Genomic DNA, 21,496 nt, shown 5'->3' with positions numbered 1-21,496 from the left:
TTGTCGCAACCGTTGACCTTGCCCCAACGCCCCTTTACCGTTTCGGCGTTCGGAGTATCAGATGGCGTTCGAAATCACGAACATCGATGCCCGCCCCCGCAGGGAGCCGTATGAACCACGACCAAGTCCCCAGCCGCAGAACCGTGCTGCGCGGAACACTCGCCGTCGGCGCCCTCGCCGCCGCGCCCGCCCTCGCCCAGGCGCCCGCCCACGCGGCGACCCGCGCCGCCGCCTACCGCAACCCGCTCGTCGAACAGCGCGCCGACCCGCACATCAGCCGCCACACCGACGGCCACTACTACTTCACCGCGACCGCCCCCGAGTACGACCGCATCATCCTGCGCCGCTCCCGCACCCTGCGGGGCCTGACCCGGGCGGACGAGTCCGTCATCTGGCGCCGGCACACGACCGGCGACATGGCCTCGCACATCTGGGCGCCGGAGCTCCACCACATCGACGGCAAGTGGTACATCTACTTCGCCTCGGCCCCCGCCGACGACGTATGGAAGATCCGCATCTGGGTCCTGGAGAACACCAACGCCAACCCCTTCAAGGGAAGTTGGACGGAGAAGGGTCAGCTCACCACCGCCTGGGAGACCTTCTCCCTTGACGCCACCACGTTCACGCACCGCGGCAGTCGCTACCTCGCCTGGGCACAGTACGAGCCCGGCATGGACAACAACACCGGCCTCTTCCTGTCCCGCATGGCCAACCCATGGACCCTGACGGGACCTCAGATACGCCTGAGCACACCCGAGTACGACTGGGAGTGCGTCGGATTCAAGGTCAACGAAGGGCCGTCGGTCATCCAGCGCAACGGCCGCGTCTTCCTCTCCTACTCGGCCTCCGCGACCGACTTCAACTACTGCATGGGGCTGCTCACCGCCGACACCCGAAGCGACCTCATGGACCCCGCCTCCTGGAACAAGTCGCCGACCCCCGTCTTCACCAGCAATGCCACGACCAAGCAGTACGGCCCCGGCCACAACTGCTTCACCGTCGCAGAGGACGGCCGCACCGACGTCCTCGTCTACCACGCCCGCCAGTACAAGGACATCGTCGGCGACCCCCTGCACGACCCCAACCGCCACACCCGTATCCAGAGGCTCGGCTGGAAGGCCGACGGCACACCGGACTTCGGCATTCCCGTCGCCGACGGGGCGTGAGCGCGATGGCAGCCACCGTGCGAAGACGCGCGGCCACCGCCCTGCTGACCGCGTTCGCGGCCGTCGCCACCTCCCTCGCCCTTCAGCCCCCTGCCCTGGCCGCTCCGGCGGCCGGGGCGCCCGGGCTCGCCGACTGCACCACCACCGCCCCCGTCACCTGCCACTTCGACGTCGCGCCGGGAACGTACGACGTGACGGTCGACCTCGGCGGTGCAGCCGCCGCGAGCACACGGCTCACCGCCGAGACCCGCCGCACCGTCCTGGCCGAGACGGCCACCGAGGCGGGACAGCGACTGCGCCGCAGCTTCACCGTCGACGTGCGCACTCCGGAGGGCGAGCCCCTCGGACCGGACGGCAATCCGGGGCTCGACGTGTACGTCGGTGGCGCGGCGCCCGCTCTCGCCGGAATCCGGGTGAGGCCCGCCCGGCACGCGCGGCAGATCCTCCTGATCGGCGACTCCACCGTCTGCGATCAGCCAGGGGCGCCCTACTCCGGCTGGGGCCAGCAACTGCCGCAGTACCTCGGCAGAGGTGTGTCCGTCGCCAACTACGCTGATTCCGGGGAGAGTACGGTCTCTTACCTCGCCAACCCCGGCCTCTTCCCGGCCGTACGCACACGGATCGGCAAGGGCGACCTGGTCCTCATCCAGCTCGCCCACAACGACAAACAGACCGACGGCCCCACCTACCGGGCGAACCTCGAAGCCCTGGTCGACGGTGTCCGCGCTCGCGGGGGAAAACCGGTCCTGGTGACGCCGGTGGTGCGCCGCTGGTTCAACGCCGACGGCACGCTCGACAACGACACCGCGCTCCTGGTGAACGCCCTGGGTGTCAACCACCCCGAGGTCGTCCGTTCGGTCGCCGCCGACCATGGCGTCCCGCTCATCGACCTGACGGCCAGGACGAAGCAACTCGTGGAATCCCTCGGCGTCGAGGACTCCAAGGCGCTGTACCTCTACGACGAGAAGCGCGACAACACCCACACCTCCACCCGTGGCGCGACGCTCTACGCGGGCCTGGTGGGAGATGGGCTGCGGGCACAGCACCTGCTGCCGAGACCACGCACCCAAGGCGCCCGGTAACGAGCGGTCCCTCGCCCACCGCTCGACGGCCAGGGGCCCCTTACCATCGCGTCATTGCCTCACCGGCACGGTGCTCGCCACTGTCTCGGTGGCGCCCACGCCCAGTCCGTGGGGTTGGGCGGTACGGAGCTACGCCGACGCGCAGGCCAAGCTCCGCGTGCGCAAAGAGCCCACCCCGGGTCAGTGCGCCTTCCGTGCCACGTAGTAGACGTTGAGGATGTCGCCCTCCACCTGGCGGACGTCGACCTCGCCGAACCCGGCATCGGCCAGCATGCGCAGGGCGGTCTGCCTGCCCCACACCGTGCCGAGGCCGGCGCCGCCCTCGCCGAGGGAGACGGTCATGCAGTAGAAGACCGAGAAGGTGTAAAGGGCGGGGCCCATCGGGTGGTCGAGGTTCTCCTCCAGCTTGCTCGATGCGGCGATGTCGCCCATCAGGAAGACCCCGTCGTCGCGCAGGGCATCGGCGATCGCCGACAGAGTGCGCGCCGGGCGGGCCAGGTCGTGGATCACGTCGAAGGCCGTGATCAGGTCGTACGAGCCGGAAAGCCCGGCCGAGTCCGACACGTCGAACCGGGCGTTTCCAAGGCCGAGCCGCGCGGCCTCGTCGCGGGCCGCCGCGACGCCGGTCTCGGAAATGTCCACGCCGTGGAAGCGGCTGGCCGCGAACGCCTCGGCCAGGAGGATCACCGCATGCCCCTGCCCCGTGCCCACGTCGAGTACGTCGATGCCTTCACGCAGCCGCTCCGGGAGGCCGGGCGCCAGCGGGACAATGGCGTTCACCAGGGCGGCGTCGTACACCCTCGCGGTCTCCTCGGCCTGGAGCCCCTGGAAGCGCGGATAGGACGAGTACGGCACGCCGCCGCCCTTGTGGAAGCACTCCAGGACCTCGTCCTCGACGATGCCCAACAGGGCCAGATTCTGCGAGAAGGACGCCATGTTCTCGGGGCCCGCGGCGCGGGCGAGGGAGGCGGCGTGCTCGGGCGGCAGCCAGTACGTGCCGCCTTCCGGGTCGTACTCGACGAAGCCGCCCACGGTCATTCCGCCCAGCCACTCCCGGACGTAGCGCTCATCCAGACCGGCGGCCCGGGCGATCCGCTCGCCGGTGGACGCGGGCAGACCGGCCAGCACGTCGAACAGCCCCGTTCGGTGACCGAGACTGCACAGGTATCCCAGGCAGGAGTCATTGAGTACCTCGACCATCCGCTCCGCGAACCGCTCCTGTCGCACCGGATCAAGGGCATGTGTCTGCGCGGTCATCTCGCTCTCCCTCCTTCGGCCCGCGAGCTCCAGGTAGGGCACCCTGCCACAGATGGCCGAATTGACGGGTTTGCTACGATTTTACGCCTACGAAAGAGCGCACGAAGGCATTGCGGAACTTCCCCTGCGGATCGAGACGCCGGGCCAGCGCGGCGAAATCGGCGGCGTGCGGATAGCGGGCGCCGAGCTCGGCGGGGTCGGTGGTGAACACCTTGCCCCAGTGCGGCCGGGGAGCGAACGGCGCGAGACGCTCCTCGACGCGCGCGATCACCGGAAGCACGGCCGCCGTCTGAGGCACCCAGGTGAAGTGGAACGCCACGGTGTCCCTGCCGTGGGCGGGGCTGAGCCACTGGGTGTCGGCGGCGACCGTACGCACCTCGCAGACCTGGAGTACGGGCGCCATCTCGTCCCTGATCGCGTCCAGGGCGTGCAGCGCGGCGAGGGCGTGCTCGCGCGGCAGCAGGAACTCCGACTGCAGCTCCGCCCCGCTGCTCGGCGTGAACTCCGCCCGGAAATGGGGGAGTCGCTCGTGCCAGGGCCCAGGAACGCCCAGCTGCTCGGTGCAGTTGACGGCGGGCATGCCCGGCACGGGATGCTGCGGCTCACTCGCGGGCACCGCCCAGGGGAAGTCCACGGCACCACCCGCCCGTTGCTTGAGCCACACCTGGTTGAAGCGCGGCCCGCGCCAGTCCGTGAACAGACTCACGCTGTACGCCGATGACGACACGGCGTCGAAGTCGAGCCCTGTCAGCGGGAGTTCACGGAAGACGTGCTGGCTCACCGCGTATTCCGGCTCCAGATCGAGAGTGAGGGAGAGGACAACGCCGAGGGCGCCGAGCGAGACCACGGCCCCCTCGAACCCGGCCTCGCCCCGGCTCAGTACGCACGTCTCCCCGTCGGCGGTCACCAGCTCCACCGCGCGCACGGCCTCCGCCAGCGAACGGTTGCCGTTGCCCGAACCATGCGTCCCGGTGGCGACCGAACCGGCCACGGAAATATGGGGCAGCGAGGCCATGTTGGGCAGCGCGAGCCCGTGCGCGTGGACCTGGCCGGCGAGTTCGGCGTACCGCACACCGCCCGATACCCGCACCGTGCGGGCCGTCGTGTCCACGTCGATGGACGGCTCAAGGGCGGCGAGCGAGAGGAGCGACGCCCCCGCGAGGCCGTCGTCCACGTCGGCGATCCGGTTGAACGAGTGCCCGCTGCCGAGCACCCGCACCTGACCGCTGCCCGTGACAAGCGCGCGCAGGGCGTCCGGCGAGGTGGGGCGGTGCAGTGTCCCGGCCGAGAAGGTGATGTTCCCGGCCCAGTTGGTCACGGCGCCGTCGCGGCCGGTGGCCAAGGCGTCAGTCATGTTCAGGTCCCTCCCTCAGGGCCGCGGGAAGGAGCACTCCCCGCGTCCTCGTCCTCGTCCTCGTCCACGTACGTCAGGCCGATCCCCGGATCACCAGCTCCGTCGGCAGGATGACCGCGGCCGGATCCTCGCCCCCGATCTGGGCGAGCAGCACCCGCACCATCTCGGCGCTGATGCGGTCCCAGGGCTGGCGGACGGTCGTCAGCTCGGGGCGGGCGGTCAGTGCGGCGGGCGAGTCGTCGAAGCCGCCGACCGCGATGTCCTCGGGGACGCGGCGGTCCGCGCGGTGCAGGGCGGTGAGCACGCCCTGCGCCATGAGGTCGGAGGCGACGAACACGGCGTCCAGGTCTGGCGCCTGGGCAAGGAGCCGGGTCGCCGCCGCCTCGCCGCCCGCCCGGCTGTAGTCGCCGGACGCGATGAGCCGCTCGTCGACCGCGATGCCCTGCTCGGCAAGGACCTCGCGGTAGCCGGCGAGGCGTTCCACACCGCCGGGGGTGTCGAGCGGCCCGGTCACCGTACCGACGCGGCGCCGCCCGAGGGCGAGGAGATGGCGCACCATGTCGCGCGCTCCGTCGCGGTCGTCCGCGGCGACATAGCTCACCTTGGACGCCTGGCCGATGGGCTTCCCGCACGCCACCAGCGGGACCCCGGCCTCCCGCAGCTCGTCCGCGACGGGGTCGCCGGAGTGGCTGGAGACCAGGAGCACCCCGTCGACGTGGCCCGCGGTGATGTAGCGCATGATGCGTCGCCGCTCGTCGGGGGTGCCGGCCAGCATCAGGAGCAGCGGGATGTCGTGGGCGGCGAGCGCCTGCGTGCAACCCCGCAGCAGCACATTGAAGTTGGGGTCCTCGAAGAAGCGCTCCTGCGGTTCGGTGAGGAGGAAGCCGACCGAGTCGGAGCGCCCGGTGATCAGTGAGCGGGCGTGCCGGTTGACGACGTAACCGGTCTTGCGGATCGCCGCGTTGACGGCCTCCTGGGCCGAAGGGCTCACGTAGTGCCCGCCGTTGAGGACACGGGACACCGTTCCTCGCGAGACGCCTGCCTCGCGGGCGACGTCGTGGATCGTCGGCGGCCTGCGCCTGCCCCCCGTTGCGTTCATGGTCACGACTTTACGGCTCCGGACAGCAGGTCCAGGCTCCAGAAGCGCTGGATGACCAGGAAGAGGGCGATCAGCGGTACGACGGCGAGAAGGGCGCCGGTGATCACCAGGGTGTAGAGCGCCGGGGTGTTGGAGCCCTGTTCCAGGAGCGTGAACAGGCCCAGCGTGATGGGGAACTTCTCGTCGTCGCTGAGCATGATGTAGGGGAGCAGGAAGTTGTTCCACACCGCCACGAACTGGAAGAGGAAGACCGTCACCAGACCGGGCACCATCATCGGCAGCGCGATCCGCGTGAAGATCCGCCACTCGCTCGCACCGTCCATCCGCCCCGCCTCGACGACGTCGCCGGGCACGGCCGAAGCGGCGTAGATCCGGGCGAGGTACACACCGTAGGGGGAGAGGATCAGCGGCATCAGGACCGAAGCGTACGAATCGGTGAGGTCGGCCTTGGCGAGGAGGAGGTACTGCGGCACGGCCAGGATCACCGGGGGCATCAGGACGCCCGCCAGGAGGATGTTGAAGACGGTCTCGCGGCCACGGAAGCGGTAGATCGCGAGCGCGTAGCCGCTGATCGCGGAGACGGCCGTGGACAGGATCGCGCCGAGCCCCGCGTAGAGGGCGGAGTTGCCCATCCACCGCCAGTAGATGCCGTCGCGGTAGGCGGCCAGGTCCGTGACGTTGTCGGCGAAACCGCTGCCTGGCCAGAACGTGAACGTCGAGAACAGCTCGCGGCCCGACTTGGTGGAGGCGATCACCACCCAGAGCACGGGCAGCAGGCAGTACAGGGCGCCGAGCAGCAGCACCGCGGTCGGCAGTACGGCGATCCGGCGGGGCGCGGCCGGGGGCGGGCCCTGTGCGGTGCCGGGGGTGGTGCCCGCGGCGGGCCGGGTCTTGCGGACGGCGAGCGAACTCGGCGAACTCATGGGGTTGCCTCCTTCTTCGTACGGGAGTTCGCGGCGCGCAGGAACCCGAAGGACAGGACGAGCGTGGCGACGGCGATGATCACGGCGGTGGCCGCCGCCGAGTTGATGTCGCCCTTGCCGAAGGCGTCCTGGTACACCTTCATCAGCGGACTCCAGGTGGTGGAGACGGAGTTGGTGAGCGGCTTGAGCGTGGTGGGCTCGCTGAACACCTGGAGCGTCGCGATGATCGAGAAGAAGAAGGTGAGCACCAGCGAGGGCGCCACCATCGGGATCTTGATCCGCAGCGCCACCTGGAGCGGCGAGCAGCCGTCCAGCTTCGCCGCCTCGTGGACCTCGGCCGGGATGGCCCGCAGCGAGGTGTAGATGACGATCATATTGAAGCCGGTGCCGCCCCATACGGCGATGTTGGAGAGCGCGAGGTAGAGCGGCCCGCCGTCGAGCAGATCCGGCTGTGGCATGCCCAGCTTGTCGAGGACGAAGTAGAAGGGGCTGACGTCCGGGAGGTAGAGGAAGCCCCACAGGAGTGCGGCGATGACCCCGGGCACGGCGTACGGCAGGAAGATCGCCAGGCGCGTGAAGGGCGTGAGGCGCACCCGTTCGGTGTCCAGGAGCAGCGCGAAGAGCAGGGCGAGGCCGAGCATCACCGGGATGACGATGGCTCCGTAGCCGAGCACGCGCAGCGCACCGTGCAGGAGTTCGGAGTCGGTGAGCGCGTCGGTGTAGTTGCCGATGCCCGCCCAGACCTCGCGCCGGGCGTCCTTGCCAAGGCCGAGGCCCTTCACCTCGACCTTGTGGAGGCTGAGCCAGACCGCGTAGCCGATGGGCAGTGCGAAGAAGAGAGCGAAGAGCAGCGTGGCGGGGAGCAGGAACGCGTACGGGGCGCTCTTGACCCCGTACGCAAACCGGCGGCGTGGGCGTGCGGAGGTCACGGTGCGACTCCGAAGCCCTGCTTCTTCAGGTCGGCCACGGTGGAGTCCTGCATGGTCTTCAGGGCGTCGCCGAAGTCGGACCTGTTCTTGGCGGCCGAGCCGAAGGCGTCCTTGAAGGTGGTGTAGGCGACGTTGACGTTGGGTCCCCAGGCGCCGGGCGCCGCGGTCTTCGCGATCTTGGCGGCCTGCGGGTAGAAGTCCTTCTGCCCGGCGAAGAAGGCCGGGGGCTCGGTGAACGCGCCGCTGGTCTGGGCGGCGGTGGCGGCCGGATAGATGCCGCCTTCCTTCGCGAGGGCGTCCAGGGCCTTGGGATCGGTGTTCAGCCAGGCGGCGAACTTGGCGGCGGCCGACTTGTGGCCGCTGTCGGTGGTGACGGCGGTCGAGGAGCCGCCCCAGTTGCCGGTGGTGTTCTCGCCCTTCGACCACTGCGGGAGCGGCGCCATGGCCCACTTGCCCTTGGTGTCGGGGGCGGCCGTGGTGAGGGTGCCCGGCGCCCAGACGGCGCTCACCCAGGCGATCTGCTTGCCGGTGTTGAGCGCCTTGTTCCAGGAGGGGGTGTACATCGGCTGGTTGTCGATGGCGCCCTCCTTGACGAGGCCGCCCCAGAAGTCGGCGACCTTGCGTGTGGCGCCGTCGTCGATGCCGACCTTCCACTTGTCGCCCTTGGCGGTCCACCACTGGGCGCCGGCCTGCTGGGCGAGGCCCGCGAAGAGCCCGGAGTCGTTCGCGGAGAACGTGGTGAGGTCCTTCTCAGGCGCCTTCTTCTTCAGCGCGCGGGCCGTCTCGGCGAACTCGTCCCACGTGGCGGGGACCTTGAGGTCGTACTTCTTGAAGAGGTCGGCGCGGTAGTAGAACATCATCGGCCCCGAGTCCTGCGGCACGGCGTACACCGCGTCCGAGCCGAGCGTCGTCTGCTGCCAGACGCCCTTGGGGAACTCGCCCTCCACCTTGCCCACTTCACCGGATATGTCCGCGAGCGCGTCATTGCTGACGAGGGTCGGCAGGGCCTGGTACTCGGCCTGGACCAGGTCCGGGGCCTTCTTGGCCTTGTGGGCGGTGAGGATCTTGGTGACCAGGGTGTCGCCGGACGCCTGCTTCTTGACCGTGACGTCGATCTGTTCCTTCTTGCCCGGACCCTTGTTCCACAGGTCGACGACCTTGTCCATGCCGGGCGTCCACGCCCAGTACGTCAGGGACGCGGGCCCCGACTCCGCCTGACCCTCGTCGTCCGAGGATCCGCAGGCGGTGAGGGCGGCGGCGCCGAGCGTGAGGGCGAGCGAAGTGGCGTAGAAGCGGCGGTGCTTCGTGAACGGCATGGATGGTCTCCCCTTACCGGGTGGCTTCGCCGACTGTGTCGAGCGACTGGGCCACGTCTGTGAGCGTTCACAGTAGAGAAACATCCAGGACACTTGTCAATGGTTGTTGCTGTGCGGTTATGTTGAACCAGAGCCGCAAAAAGTGTGTGTGCACGTTCCCAATTGATCGATCACTCGGGAGAGATCCATGCCGGATACCACCCCCACGGGCCTGACCGGGCTCGCCTTCGGTGGGGACTACAACCCCGAGCAGTGGCCGGAAACCGTCTGGCGCGAGGACGTGGCGCTGATGCGCGAGGCCGGCGTCACGATGGTGAGCGTCGGGATCTTCTCCTGGGCCCTGCTCGAACCGTCCCCCGGCTCCTACGAGTTCGGCTGGCTCGACCGGATCCTGGACCTCCTGCACGAGAACGGCATCCGCGTCGACCTCGGCACCCCGACGGTCGCGCCGCCCGCCTGGTTCTACCGCGCGCACCCCGACGCCCTGCCCGTCACCGCCGAGGGCGTGCGCTACGCGTTCGGCTCACGCGGCGCCATCTGCCACAGCAACGCCGCCTACCGCGAGGCCGCGGCAGGCATCACCGAGCAGCTCGCCCGCCGGTACGCGGACCACCCGGCGCTCGCGATGTGGCACGTCCACAACGAATACGGGGTGCCGGTCTCCGCCTGCTACTGCGAGGGCTGCGCAACCCACTTCCGGGAGTGGCTGCGGGCCACGTACGCGAGCGTGGAGGCGGTCAACGAGGCCTGGGGAACGGCCTTCTGGGGGCAGCGCTACGGCTCCTTGGAGGAGATCGAGCCGCCGCGTGTCACCCCCACGGTCGGCAACCCGGCCCAGGCCCTTGACTACCGGCGGTTCGCCGACGCGACCCTGCGCGAGAACTTCGTGCGTGAACGCGACATCCTGCACCGCCTCGCTCCCGGCGCCCCCGTCACCACCAACTTCATGACCGCGCTCAGCCAGTGCGACTCCCTGGACTACTGGGCCTGGGGCCGCGAGGTCGACCTCGTCACCAACGACCACTACCTGATCACCGACGGCCGCCGCACCCACGTCAACCTCGCCATGGCCGCCGACCTCACCCGCTCCGTCGCGGGCGGCGCCCCCTGGCTGCTCCTCGAACACTCCACGTCAGGCGTCAACTGGCAGCCCCGCAACCCCGCCAAGGCGCCGGGGCAGATGGCCCGCAACTCCCTGGGTCACGTCGCGCGCGGCTCCGAGGGCGCACTGTTCTTCCAGTGGCGGCAGTCGCGACGCGGCGCGGAGAAGTTCCACTCGGCGATGCTGCCGCACGCGGGAACGGACTCACGGGTCTGGCGCGAGGTCGTCGAACTCGGTGCCTCTGTAGCCGAGTTGGCGCCCCTGAAGGGCACGCGGACCGTCGCCGACGTGGCGGTCCTGTGGGACTGGCACTCCTGGTGGGCGCAGTCCCTGCAGTGGCGGCCCAGTCAGGACCACGACGCGCGGGAGCGCGCCGACGCGTTCTACGAAGCCCTCTACGACCGTCACCTCACCGTCGACTTCGCCCACCCCGAGGCCGACCTGTCGGCGTACCCCCTGGTCGTCGTGCCCGCGCTCTATCTGGCGACCGAGGCTACGGCGCACAACCTCAAGCAGTACGTCGAGAACGGCGGCACCCTCCTCGTCTCCTACTTCTCCGGCATCGTCGACCAGCACGACGCCGTGCACCCCGGCCCCTGCCCCGGCGCCCTGCGTGACGTACTCGGCCTGACCGTCGAGGAGTTCTCGCCGCTGCTCGACGACCAGTCGGTGCGCATCACGGGCCCCGAAGGCGCCGAACTCACCGGTGACGTCTGGACGGAGTTCGTCGTGCCGCGCGGCGCCGAGACCGTGTGGACGTACGCCGACGGCCTGGCGGCGGGGCTTCCCGCCGTCACCCGGCACCAGCTCGGCGAGGGCACCGCCTGGTACGTCTCCACGCGGCTGACCGCGGCCGACCTCGACCCCCTGCTCGCCGCCGCCTGCGCCGACGCGGGTGTGGCCGAGCGGCCCGAACTCCCGCGTGACGTCGAGGTGGTGACCCGGCACGGGGACACCGGCACCTATGTCTTCGCCATCAACCACACCGAGTCCGACGCGAAGGTGCCGCTCGACGCGCATGGCACCGAGCTCCTCACCGGCGAGCGTGCCGCGGGCCGCTTGGCGGTGCCCGCGGGCGCGGTACGGGTCGTACGCCTCGACGGCTGACCCGCGCCCCACCTGAACGCTCCCCCCCTATCCCTGCCCCACCCCACGCACCGCGAAGTCGAAGGGACATCGACGATGCACGGAAACAGAACCCCGCGCACGACCCGCAGAGCCGTCCTGACCGCCGCACTCGGCGGCCTCGCCGTCACCGCGCTGCCCGCCAAGGCCGCGAGCGCCGCCTCCACGCTCACCAACGGAGCGTTCGAGAACGGCACGAGCGGCTGGAGCACCTACGGCACCGCCACTGCCTCCTACGCGGAGGCGGGCGGCCACACCGGCGCCAGCCGCCTTTCGCACTGGTCGGCGTCGGCGTACAAGGTGGAGACGTACCAGTACCTCACCGGCCTCACCAACGGCACGTACACCCTCACCGCCTGGGTCCGCTCAAGCGGCGGACAGAAATCCGCGTACCTGGCCCTCAAGAGCGGCTCCGCCGAACAGCGCACCGACCTGCCGCCGACGCCGAACGGCCGGTGGCTACGCCTCGTCACCTCCGTCACGGTGACAGACGGCGCGTGCACCGTCCGCCTGTACTCCGACGCGAACGCGGGCAACTGGGCGAACTTCGACGACATCACGCTCACACGAGGCTCAACCAGCTTGCCCATCAAGGGCGCTGACGTCTCCTCACTCAAGAAGAACGAGGACTTCGGAGGCGTCTACCGCGACAGCTCGGGCGCCACGGCCGACGCCCTCGCCGTGCTGAAGTCCGCGGGCATGAACTACGCCCGCCTGCGCGTGTGGGTCGACCCGGCGGACGGCTACTGCGACAAGGCCCGTACCCTCGCCGTGGCCAAGCGGGTCAAGGCGCGGGGCATGAAGCTCCTCGTCGACTTCCACTACTCCGACACGTGGACCGACCCGGGCGCCCAGACCATCCCGTCGGCCTGGGCGAATCACTCGTACGCCCAGCTGAAGACCGACGTCTACGCCCACACGTACGACGTCCTGAACGCCCTGAAGTCGCAGGGCACCACGGCCGACATGGTGCAGATCGGCAACGAGCTGAACGGCGGCATGCTCTGGCCGGCCGGGTCGACCTCCAACTGGGCTCAGCTGGCCGGTCTGTTGAGTGCGGGCGCGCAGGCCGCGAAGGCCGTCTCCTCGAAGACACTCGTCGCGTTGCATCTCGCCAACGGCGGCGACAACGCCCTGTACCGCACGTGGTTCGACAACGCGGTCTCCCGCGACGTGCCCTTCGATGTCATCGGCCTGTCCTTCTACGGCTACTGGCACGGCGCCCTCTCCGACCTCCAGGCCAACATGGACGACCTCGCGGCGCGCTATGCCAAGCCGCTCTACGTCGCCGAGACGGCCTACCCCTTCCGGCTCGACAGCGATGACGACTGGGAGAACGTCATCGACCTCCCCTCGGAGCTGGTCGGCGGCTACCCCGCGAGCGAGGCGGGCCAGGCGGCGTGGTTCCGCGACATCCAGAGCGTCGTCGAGGCGGTGCCGTCCGGCCGCGGTCTCGGCGTCTTCTGGTGGGATGCCACCTGGACGGCCGTCAAGGGCAACGGCTGGGACCCGACGGACCCCTCGACGGGCAACGCCTGGGAGAACCAGGTGCTCTTCGACTACGACGGCGTGCCTACGGAGGCGATGAGCGGCTTCACGCACCGCTGACTCAGGCCCGCATCACCAGACGGTCCACCGCGGGGTTCCCCGAACCGTAAGGGGCCGGTCCCGAGCCGTAGGGGACCGGCAGAAGTCCGGCAGAGTCCCCGCCGGTCGCGTACAGGGTCTGTTCGAGAGCGCTCACCAGACGCTGTACGTCGGCCGGCGGCCGGACCACCAGGCGGAGGAAGCGGCTTGAGCTGCCGATCTTGTTGCCGCATTCGCGGACCAGGATGCCGTGTTCCCCAAGAAGCCGGTCGCGCAGAGCCGCTCCGTCGACACCGCCGGGCAGCCGTACGTACACGAAATTCCCCTGCGAGGGATAACTGACGAGGCCGGGCAGCCGCCCGAGATGCCAGATCATCTCCTGGCGGTCCCGCCGCACCTGACGCAGACTCACCTCGTACGCGTGACGGTGCTGCTTCAGCATGAACACCACGGTCTCCGCGAAGGAGTTGAGGTTCCACTTCGGCAGGGCGGCGCGCACCTTGCCCGCGAGCCCCGGATTGGCGACGAGGTAGCCGAAGCGCACGCCGTGCAGCCCGAAGTTCTTGCCGAGGCTGCGCAGGACGATGACGTTGGGCCGCAGGACGGCTTCCTCGGCGACGCTCAACTCCGGCCCCCCATCGGCGAATTCCAGGAACGACTCGTCGACGACGACCAGATCGAGATCCTGCAGCGCGTCGAGCAGGGCGAGCACGGAGCGCCGCGGGAGCAGGCCGCCGTCGGGGTTGTTGGGGTTGCAGATCACGGCCGTGCGGGAGCCTCTGGCGCGTATGAAGTCGACGAAGGCCGCCGGATCCAACGCGAACGCGTCGGCCTCGGGAAGCAGGAACATGTCGACCCGCTTGCCCGTCTCCATGGACTGATCCGTCCACCGCCCGAACGTCGGCACGGGCACGGCGAGTGCGTCGCGGACCAGCAAGTGGTCGATCCAGGTGATGAGTTCGGTCGACCCGTTGCCCATCACGACGGTCTGCGGATTGAGCCCGAGCACGGCACTGAGCTCGGCGGCGATGGTGTCCGCACCGCTCGGATAGTAGGTGAGGATGTCCCGCAGCCGCCCGCCGAGCTCCTCGTACATCTCGGGAGTCGGGAAGTACGGATTGCACGGAATGCAGAAGTCGACAAGCGAACGCCCGTCGTCGGCCGCCGCCCGGTTCAGCGTGAAGTACGAGGGGCTGTGCGCGGTGGACGCGCGGAAGAGAGCGGTGACGTTGCCCGCGTCTGCCATGGGGTCCTCCGGAGGGGGCGGTGCGGTTCTCCGGGTAGATACGGGCGCAGGGCCTCGGGTGCTCAATGGGGCTCAGAGGCCGTCCACGCGCTCAGGCAGCTCCTACGATCAAGCTCATGACCCCCCGCCTCCTGATCTACAGCCGGACGACCGCCTACCGTCACGCGTCGATCCCCGTCGCGGTCGCCGCCCTGCGCGAGCTTGCCGCCGGGATCGGCTGTCCGGTCGCGGCGACCGAAGATCCCGGCGCCTTCGAGCAGGATCTCTCCGGCTACGCGGCGATCGTCTTCCTCTCCACCAGCGGCGATGTCCTCACCCCTGCCGGACGGGCCGCCCTGCGTGCGCATCGGTGGGGCGGCGGTGGATTTATGGGGGTTCACTCGGCTGCCTGCACCGAGTACGACTGGCCGTACTACGGCGAGCTCATCGGTGCCCGGTTCGACCGGCACCCCGCCTATCAGGGCGGCCGGGTGATCATCGAGGATCATGGGCATCCGGCGACCCGGCATCTTCCTCCCACCTGGGAGTTCACCGACGAGTGGTACGACTTCCGGGCCTCGCCGCGTGGCTCGGTGCGCGTTCTGGCATCCGCCGACGAGTCCTCGTACGAAGGGGGCGGGATGGGGGCCGATCACCCTCTGGTGTGGTGCCATGAGCATGGCGGCGGCCCGATGTTCTACACGGCGCTCGGCCACGCGGACGAGGCCTACGCCGATCCCGTCTTCCGCGCCCACCTCCAGGGCGGGCTGCGGTACGTCACCGGCCTCGGGGAGGCACATGGGTGAGCCCCCGCCTCGGGAGGCGGGGGCTCATGCCAGGTGCTAGAGGACGCCGGAGGCCTCGATCGCGATCTCGGCCTTCGTGGCGCCGGACTGCGAGCCGAAGCTCTCGATCTTCTTGACGAGGTCCATGCTGGCCTCGTCGGCGACCTCGCCGAAGACCACGTGCTTGCCGTCGAGCCAGCTGGTGACGACCGTGGTGATGAAGAACTGCGAGCCGTTCGTGTTGGGACCGGCGTTGGCCATCGAGAGCAGGCCCGGCTTGGTGTGCTTGAGCTGGAAGTTCTCGTCGGCGAACTTCTCGCCGTAGATGCTCTTGCCGCCCGTGCCGTTGCCGGCGGTGAAGTCGCCGCCCTGGAGCATGAAGCCCGGGATGACGCGGTGGAACTTCGAACCGGTGAAGCCGAAGCCCTTCTCGCCGGTGGCGAGCGCGCGGAAGTTCTCCGCGGTCTTCGGGACGACGTCCTCGAAGAGGTTGAACGTGATGCGGCCTTCGGGCTTGCCGTCGATGGTGATGTCGAAATAAGCCTTGATTGTCATGCTCCACATCCTGTCATTGCCCCTTACCCGACCGCCAACCGAACCCCCCCCGATCAAGCGTCCCGGCCGGAGCCCGCCCCGTGGCTCCTCACTCGGTCTTGATCCTCATGAACGTGATCGAGTTCGCCGGGAAGGTGTAGGAGAAGGCGTCGGACACTCCCTTGAACGTTGAAGTAACCGGTTTGACCGGTGACGCGTCCTTGGTGTTCTCCGCTGCCGGGTCGGCGGCCAGGGTGGTCACCTTCGCGTTCGGTCCGGCCCGCGTGCCCGAGCCGAGAGCGACCTTGGTGCGGGCATCGGCGCCCTGTGCGTTGACGACCTTGACGATGAGGTCGCCGGTGGCCTTGTCGCGGGTGACGACCTGACGGAACGGCTCGGCCGGCTTGTCGTCGGTGAACGCGCCCCACTTCTTGCCGTCGAGGTAGAGCGTCACCTGGCGGCCACGCACCTCGACGCGGACGTCATAGGTGCGGCCCGTCTCGATGGTCGTCGAGTCCTGGACCATGGTCTGCTTGGCACCGTCGACGGTCTTCTCGACGGCCGACTGGCTGTTGTTCCAGCCGCCCAGGTTCCACCAGTAGTGGTTGCCGGTGTCCTTGACCCCGAAGGCGACCATGAAGCCCTCCTTGCCGGACTTCTTGGTGGCCTTCACGTTCAGGTCGTAGTTCTGCCAGCTCTTGTCGCCCGCGGTGACCAGGGTGTTCTCGGCCGCCTCGTCGGACTGGACGTACGCGCCGTCCTTGACGGCCCACGTGCCCTTGTCCGTCTTGGTCCACTGGCTGTCACCGGCGGAGAAGTCGTCGGACAGGAGGGTCTTGCCGTCCTCGCCGGTGACCTTGACGTCGTCGTACGAGGCGCTGGTCGCCCAGGTGGAGAGGCCGACGGCGCCGGTGATGGGTCCGGAGGTGGCGGGGGTGCCGGAGGACGTGGACGGCACGACCTCGTCGCCCACGTTGCGCATGAAGAGCTTCTGCGTCTCGTAGTTCGCCGAGCCCCACGACTGGTCGTTGTCGAACCAGATCATGTCGGGCTTCCACTGCACGTAGTCCTCGTTGGCGAGCAGCGGGGCGTACGAGGCGAGCTTCACGACATCGGCGTTGCGCTCCAGGCCGGTCATGAACGCGGCTTCGGAGAGGGCGTTGGAGAACTTGTTGCCCTGCGACGCGTACTCGCCGAGGAAGACCTTGGGTCCCTTGCGGTCGTAGGAGTCGTAGCGGTCGTTGTTCTCCAGGAACCACTGCGGGCTGTTGTAGTAGTGCTCGTCGACCATGGCGACGTCCGCGTCGCGGTTGAGTTGCCAGGCCTTGTCGAAGACCGAACCGCTGTCGTCGGGACCGGAGTTGGAGATGACGGTGATGTCCGGGTACTTCGCCTCGATGGCCGCCCGGAACTCCTTGAAGTGGGCGAAGAACGCCTCGGGCAGATTCTCCTCGTTGCCCACTTCGAGGTGGGTGAGGCCGAAGGGCTTGGGATGGCCCATCGCCGCTCGCTTCTTGCCCCACTCGGATGTCACCGGGCCGTTGGCGAACTCGATGAGGTCCAGGGTGTCCTGGACGTGCCGCTTGAGCAGGGCCGGATCGTCTGTGACCTTGTTCTGGCCGCAGCCGGTCACCAGGGCGGGCACCACGGGCAGCGGCATCGCGCCGGTGTCCTCGGCGAACTGGAAGTACTCGTAGTAGCCAAGGCCGTAACTCTGGTTGTAGCCCCAGAAGTTGGAGTTCGTGGCGCGCTGTTCGACTGGTCCGATGGTGTCCTTCCACTGGTAGGAGCGCTTGCGCTGGAAGCCGGACTTCTCGTCGTACCCCTCGTGGGAGCCGGTGTTGACCAGGCAGCCGCCGGGGAAGCGCAGGAAGCCCGGCTTGAGGGCGGCGACCTTCTCCGCGAGGTCCTTGCGCAGGCCGTTCGCCCGGCCCTTGTAGGTGTCGCGGGGGAAGAGGGAGACCATGTCGAGGGCCGCGGGGGCGCCGGTGGCGACGGTGAGGCGGCCCGTGGCGCTGGTGCGCGTCGCGGTGAACGCCGCCGTGTACTTGGCCCAGCCGCCGCGCGCGGTGACACGGCGAGCGGCGGCCAGCTCACCGGAGGCGTCGCGCAGGGTGAGCGTCAGCGGCGCGCTCCCGGCCTCGCCGGTGCGGGCCCAGACGGAGAAGTCGTACCGCTTGCCCTTGGCGACCGCGATGCCGGTGTTGTATCCGGAGTTGGTGACGGAGGAACCGCCGTCCAGGGAGAGGTAGTTGCGGTTGCGCGCGTTGAGGCGGCCGTCGTCGTTCACCACCTTCGCGGTGCCGCTCGTGTCCCATGAGGTCAGCGGCGTATACGAGGCGTTGTCGGCCCGCTCGTACTCGAAGGACCGGTTCTGGACGAGCTCGGCGTACAGGCCGCCGTCCGCGGCGCGGTTGATGTCCTCGTAGAAGACGCCGTACATCGAGTCGTCGATCTTCGCGCCGGTGCGGGCCGGGTCGACGGTGAGGGTGTAGTCGGTGGGTTCGGCGGCCGAGGTGGGCCCGGCGGCGAGCGTGCCCGCGAGCAGGGCTCCCAGGGTGAGTCCGAGTCTCCATCGTCTGCGTGCCATGCGTACCCCAGTCTCGTGCGAAATACCGAACAGTGATCAGTGGATCGAACGGCAACTTAGGTAGCGGGAAGCGGCGCGTCAACGGATCGCGCAGGAAGGGCGTGAAGTGGGCTCCGGGGTTCGTGATGTCGAACAACTTCCGGCTGATTCCTGGGACTTCGGCTCTCGCTCTGTCCGAACCGTTGACGATCCGTTCGATCAACCTTACGGTCCCGTTCGAAGTTGCGAGCAGCATTCGAAATATCGAACAGAAGTGAGCCGCAATGCCACCATCCCTTCCGAGCCGGCGAGGCGTGCTCGGCGGATTCGGAGCCCTCGCCGTCGCGGGCAGCTTCGGACTCGCCGCCGCGAACCGCAGCGCCTCGGCTCTCGCGTCGGACGCGGACGTACGGGTCCGCTACTGGAATCTCTTCTCCGGTGGCGACGGCGCCAACATGATCGCGATGCTGGACGACTTTCGCGCCGCGAACCCCCGCGTCGACGTGAAGGACTCGACCCTGCAGTGGGGCAATCCGTACTACACCAAGCTCGCCATGGCGGCCTCCGGGAACCGCGCCCCCGACCTCGCCGTGATGCACCTGGGCCGCATCCCTGGCTTCGCGCCCGGACAGCTGCTCGACGCGTGGGACGCAGGGATGCTCGCCCGGTACGGCGTGCGGGAGGCGGACTTCAACCCCGTGCTGTGGAAGCGGGCCGTGGTCGACGGCAAGCTCTACGGGCTCCCTCTCGACATCCACGCGCAGCTCTGCTTCTACCGCCGTGACGTGTGCGAGAAGGCGGGACTCCTCGGTGAGGGCGGCGACCTGGCGGAGGTCACCTCGCCCGAGGAGTGGTTCAAGGCCCTCAAGGCCGCCAAGAAGGCCGTCAAGGGAGACGTGCACACCATCGGCATCAAGGCCGACGAGCCGAACTTCTCCTGGTGGTTCTTCCTGTCCTTCTACACCCAGCTCGGCGGCACCTGTCTGAGCGCCGACGGCCGGGACGTCACCTTCGACACCGACAAGGCCGTCCAGGTCCTGGAGTTCCTGCGCCGGCACATGACCGACGGCTACTCCACCGCCATCGGCGTCGCCGACGGCGAGGCCTTCGTCAACGGCTCCGCCTTCACCTGGGAGGGCAACTGGTCGGTGCCGGTCTTCAGCGGGGCCAAGCTCGACTACGGCGCGACCCCGCTGCCGCCCGTCTTCGGCAAGGCCGCCACCCACACCGAGTCGCACTGCTTCGTCCTGCCGCACCAGGCGGATCGGGGCGGCGCCACCGACGAGGGCGCGCACCAGCTGGCCGCCTACGTCGTGAAGAACGCCACGGCGTGGGCGCGGGGCGGTCATATCCCTGCCTACCAGCCGACGTTGAAGGACAAGAAGTACCTGTCCATGAAGCCGCAGTCCGAGTACGTCTCGGCGATGGACCACATGGCGGTGGAACCGTCGGCCTGGTTCGCGGGATCGATCGGTCTCCTCGCCCAGCGCATCGGCCCCGTCGTCGCCGCCTCCAACGTCGGCTCCACGAAGCCCGCCACGGCGGCACGGACCATGCGGGGCGTACTCGAAAAACTCGTCTCCATGAAGAACCCGATGAACGGTGAGTCGGCACGCAAAGGGGGCTCGGTCGCATGAGCGCCGTCGACACCGCGGTCACACCGGCCCGCGTACGTACGGTCCAGGCGGCGCACGCCGATTCGGGCCGCGCCAGACTGACCCGCAAGCTCCAGCACGGCGGCTGGTTCGTCGCCCCGTTCCTCGCCCTCTTCGCGCTGTTCGTGCTGCTGCCGATCGGCCGCGGCGTGTGGCTGAGCTTCACCGACGCCAACATCTCCGGCACGGGCGAGCGCTTCGTGGGGTTCGACAACTACCGCGAGGCCTTCGACAGCCCCCTCCTGTGGGACTCCCTCGGGCACAGCGCGTACTTCACCCTGCTCGTGGTGCCCTGCATCGTCCTGCTCGCCTTTCTCCTCGCGATGCTCGCCCACCACATCGAGCGCGCCAAGTGGCTCTGGCGGCTCTGCTTCTTCGCCCCCTTCCTGCTGCCCTCGACGGTCGCCGCGAACCTGTGGCAGTGGCTGTTCAACCCCGGCACCGGAATGATCAACTACGTCTTCGGTCTCGACACGCCCTGGCTGACCCAGAAGTCCACCGCCATGATCGCCGTCGTGATCACCACCCTGTGGTGGACGGTCGGCTTCAGCTTCCTGCTCTTCCTTGCCGCGCTGCAGAACATCCCGCGCCACCTCTACGAGGCCGCGGCCCTCGACGGCGCCAACGCCTGGCACCGCCTGGTGCACATCACCCTGCCGATGCTCCGCAACATCACAGGACTGGTGATCACGCTGCAGATCCTGGCCTCGCTCCAGGTCTTCGACCAGGCCGTGGTGATGCAGGACTTCGGGCCAGGACCGGAGGAAAGCACCCGGACCTTCGTCCAGTACACCCTCGAAGAGGGCTTCACCGCCTACCGCGTCGGCTACGCCTCCGCGATCTCCATCATCTTCTTCGTGCTCATCGCGGCCGTCGCCCTCGGCCGGATGTGGCTTCTGCGCAAGCGTGAGGAGGGCGTGCGATGAGCACGGCCGTCGTAGTCCGGAAGAAAAGCCCGAAGAAGAAGTGGACACCGAGCCAAATCGTCCTCACCTCGCTCGGCGTCATCGTCTCCGCGCTGTGGATGACACCCCTGCTGTGGGCCCTGTTCACGTCCCTGAAGTCGGAGACCGAGGCCGTCGAGGTCCCCACCCACTGGGTGCCGAAGGAGTGGACGGGACAGGCCTGGCGCGCCCTCTTCGACAGCGGCAACATCACCAACTGGTTCGTGAACTCGGCCATCGTCTCGGTCTGCGTCACCTTCATCGTGGTCCTCGTCAGCGCGCTCGCGGGCTACGGCTTCGCGCGCACCGAGTTCCGCTGCAAGAACGCGCTGCTCGGCCTGGTGATGGCGGGCCTCATGGTGTCGCCCGCCGTGCTCGGCGTGCCCCTCTTCACGACGGTCCAGTCGATGGGGATGGTCGACACCTACTGGGGCATGATTCTGCCGCAGTGCGCGCCCGCCGCGATGGTCTACATCCTCTACAAGTTCTTCCAGGCCATCCCGCGCGAACTGGAGGAGGCCGCGTTCATCGACGGCGCCGGACGCTGGCGGATCTTCTTCACCATCGTCCTGCCGCTGTCCAGGCCCTCGCTCTCGGCCGTCGGGATCTTCACCTTCATCTCGTCCTGGAACAACTTCCTGTGGCCGTACATGGTGACCAACAACCCCGACCTGATGACCATGCCGAACGGCATCGCGACCGTCATGAACTCCTACGGGATCCAGTGGGCGCAGCTCATGGCCGGCGGCCTCATGGCGGGCCTGCCCCTCGTCGTCGTTTTCGTCTTCTTCCAGCGGCAGATCGTCAGCGGCGTGGCCCACACGGGCCTGGCAGGACAGTAACT

16 protein-coding genes and 1 pseudogene are annotated in these 21,496 nt (G+C 68.8%); 8 read left to right on the top strand and 9 right to left on the bottom strand.

Going from position 1 to position 21,496, the window contains the following annotated elements:
* The first annotated feature begins 110 nt into the window (after nucleotides 1–110).
* A complete protein-coding gene (locus tag ACGFX9_RS10785; protein ID WP_393468050.1) occupies nucleotides 111–1,166 on the top strand; it encodes a family 43 glycosylhydrolase in 1,056 nt (351 codons plus the stop codon).
* Between the two features lie 5 nt (nucleotides 1,167–1,171).
* Complete coding sequence (locus ACGFX9_RS10780) at nucleotides 1,172–2,248, top strand: rhamnogalacturonan acetylesterase (RefSeq protein WP_393468047.1); 1,077 nt, start codon at nucleotides 1,172–1,174, stop codon at nucleotides 2,246–2,248.
* 180 nt (nucleotides 2,249–2,428) lie between these two features.
* On the opposite strand, the gene ACGFX9_RS10775 is transcribed toward ACGFX9_RS10780, so the two are convergent.
* The 6 genes from ACGFX9_RS10775 to ACGFX9_RS10750 all read right to left on the bottom strand — a co-directional run bounded on the left by ACGFX9_RS10775 (nucleotide 2,429) and on the right by ACGFX9_RS10750 (nucleotide 9,126).
* Nucleotides 2,429–3,505, bottom strand: a complete 1,077-nt coding sequence (locus ACGFX9_RS10775; RefSeq protein ID WP_393468044.1) for a class I SAM-dependent methyltransferase — start codon at nucleotides 3,503–3,505, stop codon at nucleotides 2,429–2,431.
* A 73-nt stretch (nucleotides 3,506–3,578) separates the two neighbouring features.
* Nucleotides 3,579–4,859, bottom strand: coding sequence for a D-arabinono-1,4-lactone oxidase (locus ACGFX9_RS10770; protein ID WP_393468041.1), 1,281 nt, complete (start codon nucleotides 4,857–4,859; stop codon nucleotides 3,579–3,581).
* A 73-nt stretch (nucleotides 4,860–4,932) separates the two neighbouring features.
* Nucleotides 4,933–5,964, bottom strand: a complete 1,032-nt coding sequence (locus tag ACGFX9_RS10765; protein ID WP_393468038.1) for a LacI family DNA-binding transcriptional regulator — start codon at nucleotides 5,962–5,964, stop codon at nucleotides 4,933–4,935.
* Nucleotides 5,961–6,881, bottom strand: a complete 921-nt coding sequence (locus tag ACGFX9_RS10760) for a carbohydrate ABC transporter permease (protein WP_393468035.1) — start codon at nucleotides 6,879–6,881, stop codon at nucleotides 5,961–5,963. The genes ACGFX9_RS10765 and ACGFX9_RS10760 overlap by 4 nt, the downstream gene beginning before the upstream one ends.
* The gene (locus ACGFX9_RS10755; RefSeq protein WP_393468032.1) at nucleotides 6,878–7,810 is read right to left on the bottom strand and encodes a carbohydrate ABC transporter permease; all 933 of its coding nucleotides are present in this window, start codon (nucleotides 7,808–7,810) and stop codon (nucleotides 6,878–6,880) included. The genes ACGFX9_RS10760 and ACGFX9_RS10755 overlap by 4 nt, the downstream gene beginning before the upstream one ends.
* On the bottom strand, nucleotides 7,807–9,126 hold the full coding sequence (locus ACGFX9_RS10750; protein ID WP_393468029.1) for an ABC transporter substrate-binding protein: 1,320 nt from the start codon (nucleotides 9,124–9,126) through the stop codon (nucleotides 7,807–7,809). The genes ACGFX9_RS10755 and ACGFX9_RS10750 overlap by 4 nt, the downstream gene beginning before the upstream one ends.
* Nucleotides 9,127–9,313: 187 nt before the next feature.
* On the opposite strand from ACGFX9_RS10750, the gene ACGFX9_RS10745 reads away from it, so the two are divergent.
* Nucleotides 9,314–11,335, top strand: a complete 2,022-nt coding sequence (locus ACGFX9_RS10745; protein WP_393468026.1) for a beta-galactosidase — start codon at nucleotides 9,314–9,316, stop codon at nucleotides 11,333–11,335.
* 75 nt (nucleotides 11,336–11,410) lie between these two features.
* Nucleotides 11,411–12,961 (top strand): glycosyl hydrolase 53 family protein, encoded by a 1,551-nt coding sequence (locus ACGFX9_RS10740; RefSeq protein WP_393468023.1) that lies wholly within the window; start codon nucleotides 11,411–11,413, stop codon nucleotides 12,959–12,961.
* 13 nt (nucleotides 12,962–12,974) lie between these two features.
* On the opposite strand, the pseudogene ACGFX9_RS10735 reads toward ACGFX9_RS10740, so the two are convergent.
* A pseudogene (locus ACGFX9_RS10735) lies at nucleotides 12,975–14,186 on the bottom strand (pyridoxal phosphate-dependent aminotransferase); the annotation flags it as partial.
* A gap of 116 nt (nucleotides 14,187–14,302) precedes the next feature.
* Here ACGFX9_RS10735 and ACGFX9_RS10730 point away from each other — a divergent pair.
* Nucleotides 14,303–14,971 carry a ThuA domain-containing protein gene (locus tag ACGFX9_RS10730; protein WP_393468020.1) on the top strand — a complete coding sequence of 223 codons (669 nt, stop codon included), beginning with the start codon at nucleotides 14,303–14,305 and terminating at the stop codon, nucleotides 14,969–14,971.
* Nucleotides 14,972–15,007: 36 nt separating this feature from the next.
* Here ACGFX9_RS10730 and ACGFX9_RS10725 read toward each other — a convergent pair whose 3' ends face one another.
* Both ACGFX9_RS10725 and ACGFX9_RS10720 read right to left on the bottom strand, forming a co-directional pair.
* Entirely contained in the window at nucleotides 15,008–15,505 is a 498-nt protein-coding gene (locus ACGFX9_RS10725) for a peptidylprolyl isomerase (RefSeq protein ID WP_393468018.1), read from the bottom strand.
* 88 nt (nucleotides 15,506–15,593) lie between these two features.
* Nucleotides 15,594–18,074 carry an alpha-L-arabinofuranosidase C-terminal domain-containing protein gene (locus ACGFX9_RS10720; protein ID WP_393468015.1) on the bottom strand — a complete coding sequence of 827 codons (2,481 nt, stop codon included), beginning with the start codon at nucleotides 18,072–18,074 and terminating at the stop codon, nucleotides 15,594–15,596.
* A 263-nt stretch (nucleotides 18,075–18,337) separates the two neighbouring features.
* Here ACGFX9_RS10720 and ACGFX9_RS10715 point away from each other — a divergent pair, with 263 nt between their 5' ends.
* From ACGFX9_RS10715 to ACGFX9_RS10705, 3 genes are read left to right on the top strand one after another with little or no spacing between them, the layout of a single operon-like run.
* The gene (locus ACGFX9_RS10715) at nucleotides 18,338–19,690 is read left to right on the top strand and encodes an extracellular solute-binding protein (RefSeq protein WP_393468012.1); all 1,353 of its coding nucleotides are present in this window, start codon (nucleotides 18,338–18,340) and stop codon (nucleotides 19,688–19,690) included.
* A complete protein-coding gene (locus tag ACGFX9_RS10710; protein WP_393468006.1) occupies nucleotides 19,687–20,634 on the top strand; it encodes a carbohydrate ABC transporter permease in 948 nt (315 codons plus the stop codon). The genes ACGFX9_RS10715 and ACGFX9_RS10710 overlap by 4 nt, the downstream gene beginning before the upstream one ends.
* Complete coding sequence (locus ACGFX9_RS10705; RefSeq protein WP_393468001.1) at nucleotides 20,631–21,494, top strand: carbohydrate ABC transporter permease; 864 nt, start codon at nucleotides 20,631–20,633, stop codon at nucleotides 21,492–21,494. The genes ACGFX9_RS10710 and ACGFX9_RS10705 overlap by 4 nt, the downstream gene beginning before the upstream one ends.
* Nucleotides 21,495–21,496 lie beyond the last annotated feature (2 nt).

It is taken from the genome of Streptomyces sp. NPDC048436 (genome assembly GCF_043200355.1).
Taxonomy (GTDB): Bacteria; Actinomycetota; Actinomycetes; order Streptomycetales; family Streptomycetaceae; genus Streptomyces.
This window is presented reverse-complemented; position numbering and strand designations above follow the sequence as displayed.

Excerpts from the sequence above, each read along its gene's own strand:
- ACGFX9_RS10740 (WP_393468023.1), top strand. The coding sequence starts at position 11,411 with ATGCACGGAAACAGAACCCCGCGCACGACCCGCAGAGCCGTCCTGACC.
- ACGFX9_RS10760 (WP_393468035.1), bottom strand. The coding sequence starts at position 6,881 with ATGAGTTCGCCGAGTTCGCTCGCCGTCCGCAAGACCCGGCCCGCCGCG.
- ACGFX9_RS10730 (WP_393468020.1), top strand. The coding sequence starts at position 14,303 with ATGACCCCCCGCCTCCTGATCTACAGCCGGACGACCGCCTACCGTCAC.
- ACGFX9_RS10750 (WP_393468029.1), bottom strand. The coding sequence starts at position 9,126 with ATGCCGTTCACGAAGCACCGCCGCTTCTACGCCACTTCGCTCGCCCTC.
- ACGFX9_RS10770 (WP_393468041.1), bottom strand. The coding sequence starts at position 4,859 with ATGACTGACGCCTTGGCCACCGGCCGCGACGGCGCCGTGACCAACTGG.
- ACGFX9_RS10710 (WP_393468006.1), top strand. The coding sequence starts at position 19,687 with ATGAGCGCCGTCGACACCGCGGTCACACCGGCCCGCGTACGTACGGTC.
- ACGFX9_RS10780 (WP_393468047.1), top strand. The coding sequence starts at position 1,172 with ATGGCAGCCACCGTGCGAAGACGCGCGGCCACCGCCCTGCTGACCGCG.
- ACGFX9_RS10745 (WP_393468026.1), top strand. The coding sequence starts at position 9,314 with ATGCCGGATACCACCCCCACGGGCCTGACCGGGCTCGCCTTCGGTGGG.
- ACGFX9_RS10785 (WP_393468050.1), top strand. The coding sequence starts at position 111 with ATGAACCACGACCAAGTCCCCAGCCGCAGAACCGTGCTGCGCGGAACA.
- ACGFX9_RS10715 (WP_393468012.1), top strand. The coding sequence starts at position 18,338 with ATGCCACCATCCCTTCCGAGCCGGCGAGGCGTGCTCGGCGGATTCGGA.
- ACGFX9_RS10720 (WP_393468015.1), bottom strand. The coding sequence starts at position 18,074 with ATGGCACGCAGACGATGGAGACTCGGACTCACCCTGGGAGCCCTGCTC.
- ACGFX9_RS10775 (WP_393468044.1), bottom strand. The coding sequence starts at position 3,505 with ATGACCGCGCAGACACATGCCCTTGATCCGGTGCGACAGGAGCGGTTC.
- ACGFX9_RS10705 (WP_393468001.1), top strand. The coding sequence starts at position 20,631 with ATGAGCACGGCCGTCGTAGTCCGGAAGAAAAGCCCGAAGAAGAAGTGG.
- ACGFX9_RS10725 (WP_393468018.1), bottom strand. The coding sequence starts at position 15,505 with ATGACAATCAAGGCTTATTTCGACATCACCATCGACGGCAAGCCCGAA.